The organism is Cystobacter fuscus, from assembly GCF_002305875.1.
Lineage (GTDB): Bacteria > Myxococcota > Myxococcia > Myxococcales > Myxococcaceae > Cystobacter > Cystobacter fuscus_A.
This window is the reverse complement of sequence record NZ_CP022098.1, coordinates 9,530,624-9,547,397: the sequence shown is the minus strand read 5'-3', so window position 1 is coordinate 9,547,397 and position 16,774 is coordinate 9,530,624. Positions and strand designations below refer to the sequence as shown.

At 67.9% G+C, this 16,774-nt stretch carries 10 protein-coding genes; 6 read left to right on the top strand and 4 right to left on the bottom strand.

All coding sequences use genetic code 11. The features are described 5' to 3' along the window. Window positions 1-206: 206 nt before the first annotated feature. Together CYFUS_RS38545 and CYFUS_RS38540 are read right to left on the bottom strand one after the other, a co-directional pair. Complete coding sequence (locus CYFUS_RS38545; protein WP_095989742.1) at window positions 207-5,486, bottom strand: trifunctional serine/threonine-protein kinase/ATP-binding protein/sensor histidine kinase; 5,280 nt, start codon at window positions 5,484-5,486, stop codon at window positions 207-209. Window positions 5,487-5,673: 187 nt separating this feature from the next. Further along, window positions 5,674-6,963 carry an SMP-30/gluconolactonase/LRE family protein gene (locus tag CYFUS_RS38540; protein WP_157758901.1) on the bottom strand — a complete coding sequence of 430 codons (1,290 nt, stop codon included), beginning with the start codon at window positions 6,961-6,963 and terminating at the stop codon, window positions 5,674-5,676. A 326-nt stretch (window positions 6,964-7,289) separates the two neighbouring features. Here CYFUS_RS38540 and CYFUS_RS38535 point away from each other — a divergent pair, with 326 nt between their 5' ends. Beyond that, the gene (locus CYFUS_RS38535; RefSeq protein WP_095989740.1) at window positions 7,290-7,760 is read left to right on the top strand and encodes a DUF1348 family protein; all 471 of its coding nucleotides are present in this window, start codon (window positions 7,290-7,292) and stop codon (window positions 7,758-7,760) included. Window positions 7,761-7,954: 194 nt separating this feature from the next. Further along, the gene (locus CYFUS_RS38530; protein WP_269770172.1) at window positions 7,955-10,438 is read left to right on the top strand and encodes a heavy metal translocating P-type ATPase; all 2,484 of its coding nucleotides are present in this window, start codon (window positions 7,955-7,957) and stop codon (window positions 10,436-10,438) included. A gap of 92 nt (window positions 10,439-10,530) precedes the next feature. On the opposite strand, the gene CYFUS_RS52010 is transcribed toward CYFUS_RS38530, so the two are convergent. Next, on the bottom strand, window positions 10,531-10,947 hold the full coding sequence (locus CYFUS_RS52010; protein WP_198316289.1) for a hypothetical protein: 417 nt from the start codon (window positions 10,945-10,947) through the stop codon (window positions 10,531-10,533). Between the two features lie 285 nt (window positions 10,948-11,232). Here CYFUS_RS52010 and CYFUS_RS38520 point away from each other — a divergent pair, with 285 nt between their 5' ends. The 4 genes from CYFUS_RS38520 (at window position 11,233) to CYFUS_RS38505 (ending at window position 14,893) form a co-directional block, all read left to right on the top strand. Next, window positions 11,233-12,279, top strand: a complete 1,047-nt coding sequence (locus CYFUS_RS38520) for an aldo/keto reductase (protein WP_095989739.1) — start codon at window positions 11,233-11,235, stop codon at window positions 12,277-12,279. 68 nt (window positions 12,280-12,347) lie between these two features. Continuing rightward, a complete protein-coding gene (locus CYFUS_RS38515) occupies window positions 12,348-13,046 on the top strand; it encodes a TetR/AcrR family transcriptional regulator (protein ID WP_095989738.1) in 699 nt (232 codons plus the stop codon). 7 nt (window positions 13,047-13,053) lie between these two features. Beyond that, window positions 13,054-13,479 (top strand): DUF1761 domain-containing protein, encoded by a 426-nt coding sequence (locus CYFUS_RS38510; RefSeq protein WP_095989737.1) that lies wholly within the window; start codon window positions 13,054-13,056, stop codon window positions 13,477-13,479. Between the two features lie 262 nt (window positions 13,480-13,741). After that, window positions 13,742-14,893 (top strand): IS4 family transposase, encoded by a 1,152-nt coding sequence (locus CYFUS_RS38505; protein WP_095992487.1) that lies wholly within the window; start codon window positions 13,742-13,744, stop codon window positions 14,891-14,893. A gap of 22 nt (window positions 14,894-14,915) precedes the next feature. Here CYFUS_RS38505 and CYFUS_RS38500 read toward each other — a convergent pair whose 3' ends face one another. Next, entirely contained in the window at window positions 14,916-16,517 is a 1,602-nt protein-coding gene (locus CYFUS_RS38500; protein ID WP_095989736.1) for a HEAT repeat domain-containing protein, read from the bottom strand. Between the last annotated feature and the right edge of the window lie 257 nt (window positions 16,518-16,774).

The following is a 16,774-nucleotide window of genomic DNA, read 5'->3' as shown; positions in this document are numbered from 1 at the left end:
CCATTCGCGACGTGGCTGAAATATTTCAGCCATCCAGGAAAATCCTGGTTCGCATAAGTGACGTGGAGTAGTCAACACAATTGCCGAGACATGAAATGAATGGGGGCGTCGTGGGAGTCTCATTTTCTCATGGCTGAAGAATGCCTTTGTCTTGTCAGCCTTTCTTGCTGGGTCCCGGCTCCGGGACCCACGCGGGCCGTGCCCTGCTACGTGAGAGGAAGTTCCAGCGTGGCCACGGCGCCCTGGCCAGGCCCATTGCTTTCGAGCGTCAGGCGTCCATTGAGTATCTGCGCCGCCAGCGCGCTCGAGTGCAGCCCGAAGCCGTGGCCATTCTTGTGCGTGGTGAAGCCGTGCGTGAAGAGCTTGCCCTTCACCTCGGGAGCGATGCCCATCCCGTCGTCCTCCACCTGGATGCGAGCCACCGGCCCCGCCGCGCTCAGTCTCACCCACAGGTGACGATTCCCCTCGGGCATGGCCTCCAGCGCGTGACGGGCATTGCTGAGCAGGTTGATGAGGATCTGCAACACCTTGTGCTTGTCCACCCTCACCTTGGGGAGCACCGCCAGCTCGCGTTGGACGCTGACGCCATGACGTTGCAGCGTCTCCATCTGGATGCGCAGGGCATCATCGATGAGCTGGGCGAGATCGCACTCCTCCGTCATCAACGCGTTGCGCGCGTACGTCTGCTGCACCTGGACGATGGCGCGGATGTGGTCGATGTGCCGGCCCATCGCATCCATGTCCTCCATGAGGCGGGTCTGTTCCCGCACCAGCTCGTCGGCCACCACCGAGAGGTACTCCGGCAGGCGGCTGCCGCGCGAGCCCTCCGCGAGGAACTCCACCAGGTTCGCCTGGTTCTCCATCAGCAGGGTCGTGGCTTGCTTCAGCCGGCCCACGCGGGAGGAGCCCACGGCCTGGCGCATCATTTCCAGGTTGACGACGGCGCTGGTGAGCACATTGCCCACGTTGTGCAGCACGTTGGAAGCCACCTCGGCCATGCCCACCTCGCGCGCGGTGTCCACCAGACGGGCCTGGGCCTGCTTGAGCTCGCGCGTGCGCTCCTCCACCCGCCGCTCCAGCTCCTCATTGGCCCGGCGCAGCTCCGTCCGGGCGCGTTGCACGTCCGCGTACAGCCGCGCGTTCTCGATGGAGATGGCCGCCTGTGAGGCGATGTGTCCCAGGAGCGCCAGGCGCGCCGGACTGAAGGCATTGGTGGCCAGGTTGTTCTGCAGATACAGCGCTCCGGAGAACTGCTCCTGCTTCATCAGGGGCAGACACAACACCGAGCGCGCTCCGCCACGCGCCAGGGAGGGATCGGCCGAGAACGGGTGGGGCTTGGAGGCGTCGCCAATGAGCACGTGCTCCCGGGTGCGCCGGACATAGGACAGGATCGTCCATGGCAACTCGTGCGTTGCCCCCTCCGGCGACGTCCCGGAGATGGCCGCCACCGAGAGCGTGTTGCCTTCCGGCAGCAGCAGGGCGCCGCTCTGGGCGCCCGCGTTCTCGATGGCCGCGCGCAGCAGCGTCGTCACCAGATTCTCCAGCACGATCTCGCTGGAGACGGCCTGCTGGGCCTTGACGACGGTGAGCGCGTCGATGCGGGTCGAGGCCGTGCTGTGGGTGGTCAATGCCTCCTCGGCGTCCGCCGAGGACGCGACGTGGGGCCACTGGGATTCCAGGTGCTGCACCTTGCCCAGGGCTCCCCACTGCAGGTACGCCGCCCGGGCTTCTCTCGCGAAAGCATGGGCGACCACCGAGGCCTGCCGCGTGCGCCAGAAGTTGGCCGCGAGTTCGCTGGCCAGTCCCACGTACTGGGGGGCAGCGTTCTCCCGCGCCGAGCGGATGGCCTCTTCATAGGCGCGTGTGGCCTCGTCCGCCCGGCCCGCGAGGCGCGCCAGCTCCGCGGACACGAGCTGCTCGAGCGCGTGGAAGTTCTCGGGGCAATGCTCCGCCCAGTCCGCGAGCTGCCGCTGGTGGACCTGGATGGCCTCGAGATAGCGCCGCTGTTCCTCGGGCGAGGCTCCCTCGAAGCACGCGGCCAGGCTCAGGGCGCGAAAGAACTGGTACTCCCTGAGAAAGAGCATGCCGTGCATGGACCAGAGCAGCTCGGACGCCTTGTTCGCCGCCTCCAGGGCTTCCGCGTAGGCGCCGCACATGAAGCGCGACTGGAGCTTCACGATCCAATAGACGCACCGCATGGTGCCCATGCGCGCGGGAATCTGCCGGGTGGCCTCGAAGGCCTGCTCATCGAAGTCGCCCCCGCTCAACGTGTCGAAGGAGCGCGAGAGCCCGCGCATCTGCTGCACGTAGGCCTGGTAGCTCAGGAGCATGTCCATCGCATCCACGACCCCCGCCTTGTTCACGAACTCGCCGCGCGAGACCGCTTCCTCGTAGACGTCCTTGAGGTTGTGCCCCATGGCCAGACGGTTCTGGACGATCATGTGGCAGAAGAAGCTGGCGTTCAGGTAGTCCCCGGACTGGAGATCGTCCCGGAAGCCGCGCAGGGAAATCTCGTGCACGAGGTGGATGGGACGGGTCCAGTAGTCGGTGTATTGCACCCCGAAGAGCACCCGCGTGCGGCGATCGGGCAGGTCGTGCCGCTCGATGAGCTCGCACGCGAGCTGGCCCAGGGCCTCGCCTTGCCGGTACCGCTTGAAGTAGGAGCTGGTCAGCACCCCGAACCAGCAGATTCCCAGCACCGCGGCCTCCGAGAAGCCGTAGCGGAGGGTCAGCGACACCATGCGGCTCAGGTCGATGATGAGCAGGTGGTGATCGCTGAAGTAGGCCGGTCCGAAGAGCGAGGCGAGCACCCCCATCACCAGCTTCATGTCCGGATCCGTCATGGGCGGCAGATCGATGAGGCTCTCGATGGAGCGCTTTCCCAGCAGCGCCCACACCTCGTCGTGGGCGGCGATCGCCTCCTCCTGGGTGGGGTGGCGTGAGATGGGCATGCCCAGCACGTCGAGGCATTCCAGCATGCAGGTGACGGCGCCCTGGATGTCGCCCGTGACGAGGCCGATGTCATTCTTCAGGCAATACGCGGCGGTGATGTCCGCACGGCTCCGCGCGCGGGACAGCAGCTCCTCCGTGAGCTGGCGCGTCTCGGCGATGTTGCTGCTCAGCAGTTCGCATCTGGCCCGCGCGAGCCGTACCTTGAAGGCCAGCTCGGGGTCCGTCTCCCAGGGGTCTCCCGGGATGAGCGTGAAGGCCATCTCGAGGTAGCTGAGGGCGGGGCGGAGCGCGACCGCGGCCGCGGCCTTGCGTCCCGCCTCGGCGTTCAACCGCGCGAGCTGGTGGCGTTCCGCGGCCTCCTCCATCAGCTCCACGCCGGCGTTGAGCTGGCTCACCACGTCGAAGAGCGACTCGTGCACCTGCTCCTGTGTCAGGCTCTGGAGCAGCAGGCGGCCGATGCGCAGGTGGATGGCCTTCTGCTCCTCCTGGGAGACGAGGGAGTGGGCCGCCTGCTGGATGCGGTCATGCAGGAAGCGGTACTGCTCCGGGCCGGAGCGCACCAGCATGCTTTCCTGGAGCGCGGGCTCGAGCCCCTGTTCCACCTCCTCCAGCTGTCCCAGGCCGGCGAGGGTGCCCAGCATCTGGAGGGTGAAGTGGGTGCCCACGCACGCGGCCAGCCGCAGCAGGTGCTGCGTGCCCGGGGGGAACTGGCGCAGCTTGCCCACCATGAAGTCGACGACGTTCTCCGAGTAGTCCCGGGCCCGTACTCCCTCGGCATCCCACCGCCATCCTCCCTCGGGCACCCGCACCAGCAGACCATCCTGGTGGAGTGCCACCAGCAACTGCATCAGGAAGAAGGGGTTGCCTCCCGTCTTCTCGTGCACCAGCGCCGAGAGCGGGGCGATGGCCTCCCGTTCCGCTCCTGGCAACGCATCTCCCACCAGGTGCTCCACCTGAGCCACGCTCAGCGGCTCCAGCCGGATGTCCACCAGCCGGGTCCGCGCCGCGAGCACCTCGCGCAGCATCGGCAGGAGAGGGTGCGTGGGGCCCACCTCGTTGTCCCGGTAGGCGCCAATCCAGAGCACCGGCGGGGCTTCCGGCTGGGGATGCGACAGCAGATGTCCGAGCAGCTGGAGGCTGGCCGGGTCCGCCCACTGCAAGTCATCCAGGAACACCACCATGGGGTGCTCCCGGGTGGCGAACACCGAGAGGAACTGGCGCACCACCCGGTAGAAGCGGTGCTGCGCCTCGTTGGAGGACAGTTCCTGGAGCGCGGGTTGCGGGCCCGCCAGGATTTCCAACTGGGGCACCAGCTCCACGAGCACCTGGCCCTTGCCTTCCCAGGCCCGGTTCACCTGTTCGCGCCACCGGGCGAGCTCCTCGTCGCTCCCCGCGAGCAGTTGCTGCACCAGCTCGCGGAGGGTCTGCGCCAGGGTGGCGTAGGGAATGTCTCGCTGGAACTGGTCGAACTTGCCACGCAGGAAGACGCCGCGGCGCTGGACCACGGGCTTGTACAGCTCGTTCACCACCGAGGACTTGCCGATGCCCGAGTATCCGCTGACCAGGAGCAACTCCGGCTCGCTCGTCTGGGCCACCCGCTCGAAGCTCTCGAGCAGGGTGGCCACCTGCGCTTCGCGCCCGTAGAGCCGCTGCGGCAGTTGGAACCGGTTGGGCGTGTCGCGCGTCCCCAACACGAACTCCTCCTGCTCGCTCTGGCTCAGCGCCTCGCGGCAGCGCTCCAGGTCCGCCTTGAGTCCCTCGGCGCTCTGGTAGCGCTCCTCGGCCACCTTGGCCAGGAGCTTGAGCACGATGGCGGACAAGGCCGGCGGCACCTGCGGATTCAGCTCATGCGGAGGTCTGGGCTTTTGCGCCATGTGCGCGTGGAACCATTCGAGCGCATCCCGTCCCTGGAAGGGGCGCTGCCCTATCAGCAGCTCGTAGAAGGTCACTCCCAACGAGTAGAAGTCCGTGCGGTAGTCCACCGCGCGGTTCATCCGCCCCGTCTGCTCCGGCGACATGTACGCCAGCGTGCCCTCCACCAGATGCGTCGGCGCCGCGTCCAGGTGCTCCACCTGCTGCAGCGTGGCCACACCGAAGTCGATGAGCCGTGCATCCCCCGACGGCTCCTCGATGATGTTCGAGGGTTTGATGTCCTTGTGGATGACGTTGCGGGAGTGGACTTCCCCCAGGGTGGACGCCAGGGAGATGGCCAGGTGCAGGAACCGGGAGAGCTCCATGGGCTGACCCGTGAGCTCTGACAGGGGTTGGCCGAGCACCCACTCGAGCAGGAGCAGGGGCCGCTCGTGGAGTCGCTCGCAGGCATAGGGCCTGGCCACGCCCCGCACGTCCTTCAGCCGCTGCAGGATTCCAAACTCCCGCCGGTACCGCTCGTTCTCGACGGGACCTGGCGAGGCGGCGATCGGCGTCTTGATGATGACGGGTAGGGCATCGGCCTCGCGCACCGCCTGGAACAGCACGTTGGAGCCCATCGCTCGGATGGCGCCGAGAACCCTATAACCCGGTATGTCCAACATGCGGAGGACCCTCGTGGGCGAGAACCCGTCTCAATGACGGCGTCGCGCCAGCACTTCGGATCATACGTGTTCGAGTGCACGCGCAACCCACACGGGAGGAGGAGCGCATGGTGTGCCCCCGAGAACCTGCCGAGGGGGCATTCCCGGAGTTGCTCCTCGCCCTTGGGAGGGGGAGGCCGTGAGGCCGCTATCTTCCGGAAGCCGCTCCGCTGGGTGGGTTCCCCTGTTGGCGCGTCAGCACGGCGGGATAGCCGACGACATGCACGCCCTGGTTGTCGTGGTCGAAGCTCGCCAGGAAGATGCCCTCTCGGCCCGGGTTGACCTTGGAGATGGAGCGGACGCGCTGCCCGTCGTGCAGGGTCAGGTAGAGGGGCTGTCTGCCACTTGGATCCAGCACCAGGTAGCCCGTCTCGTGCGAGATGGGGAACAAGGCGGGCGGCAATCTCAAGAGCAGCGGTTTGATCCACGGGTTCGCGTGAATCCATGCCGCGCTCCTGGGGCGGCCACGATAGAGCGCCACGTAGATGCGCCCGCGCTCATCCCGGCTCAGCCCGTCTGGCATTCCTGGCAGGCCCTCTTGCAGGATCTCGGCGGTGCCTGCCTTGGGGCCCCCCACGAACAAGCGCAACAGCCGGAACTTGGGCGTCTCGGAGATGAGGATGGACTCCTCCATTCCAGTGCCGCCCTGGGCGGATTTGGAACCAGGGTCCAGCAGGACTCCGTCGACGAAATGGAAGTCCTGGGCCACCAGTCGAGCGCTTTGGCTCTCCAGATCGAACATCCACAGCCGTCCGTTGCGCGCCAGGGTGATGGCCTCGCGGAAGCTCGCCTCATGCCCCATGGCCGCGCCGGGATAGTCATAGGGCTCCGACACATAGAGGCGTTGACCGTCCTCGCTGATGTCCAGGTCGTTGCAGAACGCCAAGGGCCGGCTGTTGGCCTCGGTCATGTCGGCGAAGCGCAGCGCGGGGGTGGACGCGAGGGGGTACACCGTGCCCTCGCCTCGTCCTCCCGTTGGCTTCAGGGGTGGAGGCAGGGGAACCCGCAGGGCGACGGCTCGTATCTCCCGCGTGGACGGGCGCAGTTCATAGACGCCCACGGCGGCGTCGTGCTCCGGCCGGAACCCATGGAGATGCGAGGCACAGAACAGCATCCGGTCTGGATCCCCAGGCAGGAATTTCGCGCCGGACGCCACGAGGGGGGTCCGCACGAAGCGCTCGGCCTTGCCACTGCCGAGCTCCAGCCGCCAGATCCAGCCGTCTCGGGCGGTGATGAATGCCTGGCCGCGCTCCTCCTGCAGCACCACGTCGTCGTGTCCGGGCACCGTCGGCCCCAGCACGCCCGCCGCTCCCACGTCATCGCCGGTCGCCTTGACCGCGAGGAGCGCCGCGCTGGGCTCCGGCAGGACATAGGCCTCGGCCGGACGGATATGCGCCGGTGGCGCGCTGAGCAACCAGGCTCCGAGGACCACGACCACGAGCCCTCCCACCAAGCCCATCCTCCTACGCACCATGGCCCACCTGCCTGGCGATGCCGTTCACCCGTGGCACATCGTCATCCAACCAATACGCACGCTCCGGTTCGACCACCAGGCGCTCTTCGCACATGGCGCCGCCTCCCTCCCAGCCGATGTGGGGCTCGATGGCCCACAAGCCCGGCTTGCTCGCGTGAACATCGAGTTGGAATTGCCTCGGGCCGAACGAGGAGTCTTTCTGCTGGGCGGAACCCGACTGGATGGGGTTGCGCGCGAGCAGGGGTTTTCATTAGCTACGCGCCCCCTCTCTCCCTCCCAGGAGATGCCTCATGTCCGAACTCCGACCTCCCCTGCCTCCGTTCACCTACGAAACCGCCGTCGAGAAGGTCCGCAAGGCCGAGGACGCGTGGAACTCACGCGATCCACAGCGGGTGGCGCTGGCCTATACGCAGGACAGCCGTTGGCGCAACCGCTCCGAGTTCGTCCAGGGACGTTCCGAGATCGTCGGTCTGCTGACCCGCAAGTGGGAGAAGGAACTCGAATACCGTCTCATCAAGGAACTTTGGGCGTTTCACGAGAACCGCATCTCGGTGCGCTTCCAGTACGAATGGCATGACTCCGCGGGCAACTGGTTTCGCTCCCATGGGAACGAGCAATGGGAGTTCGACGAGAACGGCCTCATGCGCCGGCGCGAGGCGAGCATCAACGACGTGCCCATCTCTGCCTCGGAGCGCAAGTTCCTCTGGCCCCTGGGCCCACGCCCGGTGAATCACCCGGGGCTGCGCGAACTCGACCTCTGACCGGGTTCAGGGGAATGCCTTGACCCTGGTCGCGCGGTGCCATTACTCCAGCAGGGCAGCGGGGTGCCGCTGGTTGCTCGTTCGCCGGGCGGAGCACCACGACTCCTCCCGCGCCGTTGCGCGGCGTGGGGCGTGTCCACTGTAAGGCCCTGGCGGGTGCTCCGTCCGCCGGAGCGAAAGGAGTCGTTCTTCCCATGGCTCACGAGCACACCCACCCACGGCACTCCCACGCGGACCCCCAGCATGCTCCCTCCTCGATCGCGGAGGGCAAGGTGCTGGATCCGGTGTGTGGGATGACGATCGATCCGGCGACCGCCAGGGGAGGCAGCCACGTCCACGAGGGGACGACCTACCACTTCTGCAATCCGAAGTGCCGGGAGCGCTTCGCCGCCGAGCCCCAGAAGTTCCTCGTGCCCCAGGCCACGCCGGAGCCGGTGGAGGCGCCGCCGGGCACGATGTGGATCTGCCCGATGGATCCCGAGGTCCGCCAGGATCACCCCGGGGCCTGCCCCCTGTGCGGCATGGCGCTGGAGCCCGAGCAGCCGGTGACGATGATGGCACGCACCGAGTGGGTGTGCCCCATGCACCCGGAGATCGTGCGCGACGCGCCGGGGGCGTGCCCCACGTGTGGCATGGCGCTGGAGCCGCGCACGGTGCTGCCCGAGGAGGCGCCGGACCCCGAGCTCGTGAGCATGACGCGGCGGTTCCGGGTGGGCCTCGTCCTCTCGGTGCCGCTGTTCCTCCTGGGCATGTCCGAGATGCTTCCGGGCCAGCCGCTGGGGCGCGTCCTGAACCCGCGGGTGCTGGCCTGGGTGCAGTTCGTGCTGGCGTCTCCGGTGGTGCTCTGGGCGGGCTGGCCCTTCTTCGAGCGGGGCTGGGCCTCGGTGAAGAACCGGCACCTCAACATGTTCACCCTCATCGCCCTGGGGACGGGGGCGGCGTACCTCTTCAGCGTCGTCGCCACGCTGGCGCCGGGACTGCTCCCGCATGCCTTCACCGGCCATGGGGGCGCGGTGCCCGTCTACTACGAGGCGGCGGCGGTCATCGTCACGTTGGTGTTGCTGGGGCAGGTGCTGGAGCTGCGCGCTCGCCGGGCCACCTCGGGCGCCCTGCGGGCGCTGCTCGGCCTCGCCCCGGCCGTGGCCCGGCGCATTCGCGAGGATGGAGCGGAGGAGAACGTCTCGCTGGAGCAGGTGCGGGTGGGGGACTCGCTGCGCGTGCGCCCCGGCGAGAAGGTGCCGGTGGATGGCGTGGTGCTGGAGGGGGCGAGCGCGGTGGACGAGTCCATGGTGACGGGCGAGTCCCTCCCCGTGGAGAAGGGCCCCGGTGCCCGTGTCACCGGTGGCACCGTCAATGGCACGGGCGGCCTGGTGATGAAGGCCGAGCGGGTGGGGCGGGACACGTTGCTCGCGCGCATCGTGCAGCGGGTGAGCGAGGCCCAGCGCTCGCGCGCGCCCATCCAGAAGCTGGCGGACAAGGTGGCGGCGGTGTTCGTTCCGGCCGTGATCGCCGTGTCGGGGGTGACGTTCCTCGTCTGGGCCTTGCTGGGGCCCGAGCCGCGGCTGGCGCACGCGCTGGTCAACGCGGTGGCGGTGCTCATCATCGCCTGTCCGTGCGCGCTGGGTCTGGCCACGCCCATGTCCGTGGTGGCGGGCATGGGCAAGGGCGCCGGGGTGGGACTGCTCATCCGCGATGCCGCGGCCCTGGAACTGCTGGAGAAGGTGGACACCCTGGTGGTGGACAAGACGGGCACGCTCACCGAGGGCAAGCCGAAGCTGGTATCGGTGGTGGCGGCGGACGGCGTGGACGAAGCCCGGCTGCTCCACCTGGCGGCGAGCCTGGAGCGGGGCAGTGAGCACCCGCTGGCGGCGGCGGTGGTGGCGGGGGCCGAGGCGCGCGGAGCGGTGCTGACGGCGGCGCGGGACTTCCGCTCGGTGACGGGCAAGGGGGTGACGGGGCTCGTGGGGGAGGCGCGGGTGGTGCTGGGCAACGTGGCGCTGCTGGAGTCGCTCGGCGTGGACGCGGGCGCGCTGCGGCCTCGCGCGGAGGCGCTGCGGCGCGAGGGCCAGACGGTCATGTTCGTGCTGGTGGACGGCCAGCCCGCGGGACTGCTCGGCGTGGCGGATCCGGTGAAGGCGACCACGCCCGAGGCACTGGCCGCGCTGCACCGCGAGGGCGTGCGCGTGGTGATGCTCACGGGGGACAGCCGCACCACGGCCGAGGCGGTGGCGCGGGAGCTGGGCATCGACGAGGTGGTGGCGGAGGTGCTGCCCGAGGGCAAGGGCGACGTGGTGAAGCGGTTGCAGGCGGAGGGCCGCACGGTGGCGATGGCGGGGGACGGGGTGAACGACGCGCCGGCGCTGGCCCAGGCGGACGTGGGCATCGCCATGGGCACGGGGACGGACATCGCCATGGAGAGCGCGGCGGTGACGCTGGTGAAGGGGGACCTGCGCGGGATTGCCCGGGCGCGCAAGCTGAGCCGGGGGACGCTGCACAACATCCGGCAGAACCTCTTCTTCGCCTTCGTCTACAACACGCTGGGCGTGCCCATCGCGGCGGGGGTGCTGTACCCCGTCTTCGGCCTGCTGCTCAGTCCGATGCTGGCCGCGGCGGCGATGAGCCTCTCGTCGGTGTCGGTCATCAGCAACGCGCTGCGGCTTCGTCGGCTGGACCTGTAGTCCCTGGAGGACCGCTCCGGAGCAGGCACAGCCCCACCCGGACTCGTGACGGGAATCCGAGCGGGGCCGTGAGGATTCGAGACAGCCGATTCCTAACAGAACCAGCCGTTCTGCACCCAGCCGTTGAAGTTGCAGTAGCCGTACGCGAAGCCAAATACCCAGTCACCGCTCACGCTGCTCACGGTGAAGCTCTGGGCAGGCGGGGTGCCGTACAGCGTGCAGGTGGTGCCCGAGCTGGGCCCGCTCCGGAAGACAGTCAGGGTATTGGCGCAGACCGTCAGGCGCCGGCCCGCATCGGCCGAGGTCGCGTAATAATAGGGTCCGCCCATGGCGTGAACGGTCCCTTCCTCCTGGGGCGCCTGGGTCTGGGTTTGGGGCGCCTGGGTCTGGGTTTGGGGCGCCTGGGTCTGGGTCTCCGGAGTGGCGTCCGTCTCCGTGGGAAGCTCTCCACCACCACAACCGACGACCAGCAGTGCGCTCGTGACGACTGCTGAAGCAATGATACGCATCAGAGATGTACCTCCTGGGGTGAGAGCCCTGGAATTATCATTCTCCGGAAAAACAGCTAATGCTTATTTTCCAGGAAATGTCAGCCCATGGACACCTTCGTGCCAGGGCAGCCCGGTCAGCCGATGAAGCGAGAGCAGGAGCGCATGCAGCGACGCCGGCGGGTCACCGGGAAGCGCGCATGCCAAAATCGAAACCAGTGAGTTTCGGAACTTGACGGTTTCGATACTTGGCGGTATCGATATTGGACCGCTGCTTCCCGAGCCGCGGGAGGGAGACGGAAGAACATGCGCTACAACGTACTCGGCAACAGCGGGCTGTTCGTGTCGGAGCTGAGCCTGGGCACGATGGTGTTCGGCCCCAGCAGCGGACGCTACGCCGGGGCCGGCGACGTCGGGCAGGACGACGTGGACCGCATCGTGCGTCGCGCGTTCGACGCGGGGATCAACTTCGTCGACACCGCCAATGTCTATGCCGGCGGGCAGTCGGAAGAGAGCATCGGCCGCTCGCTCAAGAATCTCGGCATCGCGCGGCACGAGGTGGTGATCGCGACCAAGGTCGAGCACGCGACGGGCTCGGGACCGAATGATGGCGGGGCCTCGCGCTACCACATCGTGGACCAGCTCAAGAAGAGCCTGCGAAGGCTTGGCACCGATCACATCGATCTCTATCAGCTCCATGGCTGGGATCCGGCAACGCCCGTCGAGGAGACGGTCCGCGCGCTCGACGACCTCGTGCGGCAGGGACACGTCCGGTACGTGGGCGTGTCCAACTGGGCCGCGTGGCAGGTCACCAAGGCGCTGGGCGTCGCGGCGCGGCTCAACGCGGTCCCGTTCCAGTCGGTGCAGGCCTACTATTCGCTCGTCGGTCGAGAGCTGGAGCGCGAGATCGTGCCCATGCTCCAGACAGAACGACTCGGCCTGTTGGTGTACAGCCCGCTCGCCGGCGGCTATCTCTCGGGCAAGTACCGGGGCGCCACGAAGAGCGGGCGGCGCTCGATCATCGCGTTTCCCCCGGTGGATGAGGTGAAGGGCGCGCCGGTGCTCGAAGCGATGGACGGCATCGCGGCGAGACACGGCACGTCACTGGTGGCCGTCGCGCTCGCCTGGCTTCTCCAGCAGCGGGTGGTCACCAGTGTCATCCTCGGCGTCAAACGACTCGACCAGCTAGAGGAGCACCTGAAGGCGCTGGAGGTTCGGCTGTCGGAGGACGACCTCGAGACGCTCGACGCGGCGAGCGCGCTGTCGCTCGAGTACCCCGCGTGGATGGTCCAGACGGCCGACGCGGCGCGCACGACGCTCCTGAAGACAGGCGAGCTCCCGGATCCGCGTTGACACCTCGTGGCCTTTCGGAACCTCATGGTTTCGAAACCCATGGGCATCCGCATAGGGAGATACACGACATGCCTCAGTCCCCTGACGAACCCGTCGAGACCGTGCCAGCGCAGTCGGGGCGCAAGCGAGACCCCTCGCGCGACGCCGCCATCCTCGACGCCACGCTCGAGGTCCTCGCCGAGGTGGGCGCCGAAGGCCTGACGATGGACCTGGTGTCCGCGCGGGCGGGGGCCGGCAAGGCGACCATCTACCGCCGCTGGACGTCGAAGACCGAGCTCATCATCGACGCGGTCGCGCGCATGAAGCGCAACCAGGTCGATCTCCAGCAGCTCCCCGACACGGGCACGCTCCGCGGTGACCTGCTCGGCCTGTTCAAGCCGCAGTCGCTCGAGGAAAACGAACGCAAGCTCAAGATCATGACGGCGCTCGCGGCGCTGATCTCACAAGATCCGGCACTCGCCGAGACCGCCAACAGCGCGATGGTGGAGCCGTGGGCCGAAGCACATACCGCGCTGATGCGGCGAGCCGTCGCGCGCGGCGAGGTGTCGGCCTCCGCCGACATCGGCACGCTCTCCCAGATCATTCCGGCGATGGCCGCCTACCGCGCCCTCGTCCAGCGCAAGCCGTTCGACCTGGCCTTCCTCGTGTCGATGGTGGACGGAGTCCTCCTGCCGGCCCTGCGCAATCACCCCTCACGGGGCGACGAGGCCCCGTTGCCCCCACCCGCCACGACCGCGCGGAAACGCGCGAAATCCAAATCAGTCTAGGAACTCAATGACAAACATCTCCGATGCAATGACACGAATCAACTGGCTCGCGGTCCTGGCCGCGACCTTCGCCTGCACCGTGCTCGGCGGACTGTGGTTCACCGCGCTGTTCGGCAAGGCCTATGCCTCCGTTCTCGGCCGGGCGCACGACCCGAAGGCGAAGCCCGCGCCCATCTTCATCGTGGGGCCGCTCGTCTGCACGCTGATCGCGGTGATCACCAGCGCGACCCTGATCAAGGTCTTGAACCTCACCTCGGTCGGTGACGCCATCACCTTCGGGGCGGTGGTTGGCTTCGGCTACTTCGTCTCGACCATGGCGAACACCGCCATCAACCCCAACATGCCGCGCCCGCTGATGTACAGCCTGGTCAGCGGGCCCTACTTCTTCCTCCTGAGCATCATCACCAGCCTCATCCTCGTGACGATGCCCTAGCGAGGAAACCTGATGTTCTCGAACGCCAGCGCCCCCTCGGCCGGGGTGCCGCGCAGCGCGCACGTCGCCAGGGCGGCGCCTCCCGGCACCACTCGCCGAGCCACGTCTTCGCCGCCGTCCCGCGGATGAGGATCGGATTGCCCTCTCCAGCGCACAGCCAGCCGAGTCCTGAGCCATCCCCTCATTTTAACAGGCGAGCAAGGGAGCGCCGCGTAGGCCGAGTAGTGCGAGAAGTAGGACCCGCATGCTTACTTCCGCAGTCATGCGTAAGCCTCGCCTTGATGACCAGCAGGTGCATACCTTTCTGGAAGCCCTCTTCGAAGAAGACCTGCACGCCAAGCGCGTGTTGTCCCTGGCCTACGCGGTCCTGGGTGTCATTCACGCCGCCAGCCTGGGGGTTCATCTCATTGGCAAGGCCCTGGCGTGGGCCCGAGGCACCAAGAGCAAGCATGGGGTGAAGCAGGTGGACCGGCTCTTGTCCAACCAAGGGATTGATGTCTGGGAGCTGTTCGCACAGTGGGTGCCCTTTGCCTTGGGACAGAGAAGCGAGGCGCTGGTGGCGCTGGACTGGACGGACTTCGATGCGGATGGGCAGACAACGCTGGTGGCGTCGTTGGTGGCGAGCCATGGACGCACGACGCCCCTGGTCTGGCTCACGGTGGAGAAGTCCGCCTTGGAGGGGATGCGCAATGAAGTCGAGGACTTCGTGCTCAATCGACTGCGGCAGGTGGTGCCCGAGCGGGTGCGGCTCACACTACTGGCCGACCGGGGCTTTGGAGACCAGAAGTTCTATGCGCTGCTCGAGCAACTGAAGTTTGACTACGTGGTGCGCTTCCGTCAGTGCATTCAAGTGATGGATGAGACGGGAGAGAAGAAGAGCGCGGGGGAGTGGGTGCCCGAATCGGGCCGGGCGGTGCGCCTGGTGGGAGCGCGAGTCACCCAGGACGAAGCACCCGTGGGGGCAGTGGTGTGCGTGAAGCAGAAGGGAATGAAGGAGGCGTGGTGCCTGGCGACGAGCTTGAAAGAAGCGACGGCGGCCTTCGTGGTGGGGCTGTATGGCAAGAGGTTTCGAACGGAGGAAACATTCCGCGACATGAAGGACTTGCGTTTTGGAATGGGCCTGTCGTCGGTGAGGGTCCGCTCGACGGAGAGGCGGGACCGGCTGCTGTTGGTGAGCGCGCTGGCCTGCGCATTGCTGACGCTGCTGGGGGCGGCGGGGGAGAGCTTGGGGATGGAGCGTTACCTCAAAGCCAACACAGTGAAGACGCGCACCTACTCGCTCTTCCGGCAGGGCTGTGAGTATTACCAAGCCATCCCGATGATGCCGGAGGAGCAGCTCGTCCCGCTGATGGAGCGATTCGCTTCGCTGTTACGTGAACAACCAGTTTTTCAGGAATTTCTCGGCCCAATATGAGGGGATAGCTCAGAGCCGAGTCTCATCGCGCGGCGGTCTCGCCCTTGAGCAGCTGCCGGGCCACGTGATCGGCGGTGAACTGGCCGCCCCTGCAGCCGTCCGGGGGCTGGCCCCCCGCGTACGCGTTGGGCTTGGGCGCGCAGACGAAGGTCTGCTTGTGCTCGTCGCCCAGCACCTCCTCGGCCCACTTCTTCAGCTCGGCCGCCTTGCCCTGCGCCTTGGCCTCGAAGGCCAGCTGCAGCTTCGCCTCCAGCCGCAAGTCCGCGGTGGGCCACTTGCGCTCCTTGGGCCGCGCCTCGAGCCCCTTCACCCCCTCGCGGTAGAGCGCCAGCGCCTCAGCGCGCTTCTTCTCCAGATCCGCCACGCCCGCGAGGATGACGTACCCCTCGGGAAAGCCCTTGAGCTGCCCCTGCTTCTTCGCCCCGCGCAGCAGTGCCATCGCCTGCTCCCGCTCCGGGCTTTCCACGCCGCGCAGGAGCCGGAGCAGGCTATCCGCAGCCCGTTTGCGCAGCCGCTCCTCGCCGTCCTGGCAGAAGGGCAGGGCGCGCTCGACGGCCTTGGCCCTCAAGGGCGGCTGCGCCAGCGCCCCCAGGGCGTACTCCCGCACCTGAACCGACGGATCTCTCAGCGCCAGCGGCAGCGCCCGCTCTGCCACCGCCTCCCCGCGGCTGCCCAGGAAGTCCATGGCGCGCGCGCGCAGCAGCTCGGGCTCCCGCCGCTCCTCCAGCACGCGCAGGCCGAAGGCCTCCGCCTCCGCAGGCACACGCTGCTGCAGCGCCCGGAACACCTTCTCGTCCCGTTCCGGTCCCCCCGCCGGCAGCCGCGCCAGCGCGCGCACCTCCTCCTCCGTGCCAGTGGCCCCAAGCCCCATCACCGCCATCTCCTGCAGCCGGGGCTGCGTGCCGGGGGCCCGCAGCAGCTCCTGCCAGAAGCGGCTGAGCGCCGCATCACCTCCCTCCTTCACATCCATCGAGCGCTCCAGCAGCTCCTGCGCCAGCCGCTGGCGCTGCGGGGGCTCCGAGGCGCCCTGGTAGGCCTGGATCAGCTCCGCCGTGCTCTTCTCGGGGACTGGCGCGTCCCGCGTGAGCTGCCGCGTCTTCGGCTCAAAGCGCACGGCCGTGCCCTTGGGCTGCGCGTACATGGGCGGCACCCTGCCCCCGGTGGGCACCTCCAGCACGAGCAGCTCGCCCTCGAAGCGGGCCGCGCTCACCCACTGCTGGCCGCAGCTCGTCTGGGGCAGCTTGCGCTTCTCGCCTGCGGTGAGCTGAGGCTCCAGCGACAGCTTCCGCGCCTCGCCCCCCGGGCCATAGACGGTGAACTCGGCGGAGAAGTCGTCCACCAGCGCCACGTACGGGCCGCTCGGCGACAAGAGGGCCTGCTGCTCGTAGGGGGCCTCCTGGAGTGTGTGCTCCCAGAGCTTCTTGTCCGAGCGCACCTCGCGCAGCGACAGCGTGGCCGGGCCGAAGGCGCGCTCCCCCATGCGCGAGGACAGCTCGAAGGCCCCGTCCGCCGTCCGCTTCGTCCAGGAGCGGGGCACCGCCAGGGCGCATGCCGGCGCCTCCCAGGGCACGAGGAGCAGCACGGCGCTGAGCAGCAGGAGACCATGGGCCAAGCATCGGAGCATGCGCAAGACGCTAGCCGCTGCCTGCCCGTGGGACAAAGGTCCCAGGGGTCCAGGGCGGGTGTCCTGAGAAGAGCCGGGGGTCGAGCCGGCTGTCGTCTGTCCGAGCCGGCAGGAGGCGAGGACGTGAGCCTGGCGCGCCTCCGGTCCTCTGCTTTCTTTTGGAACCCCATCACTCCCGGTGAAGTCTCCGTTCATCGAGGTCTCGAGCCATCAGGCGCTCGGGCCGGGAAGTCTCGTGGAAGGGGTAGGGCCTTTTT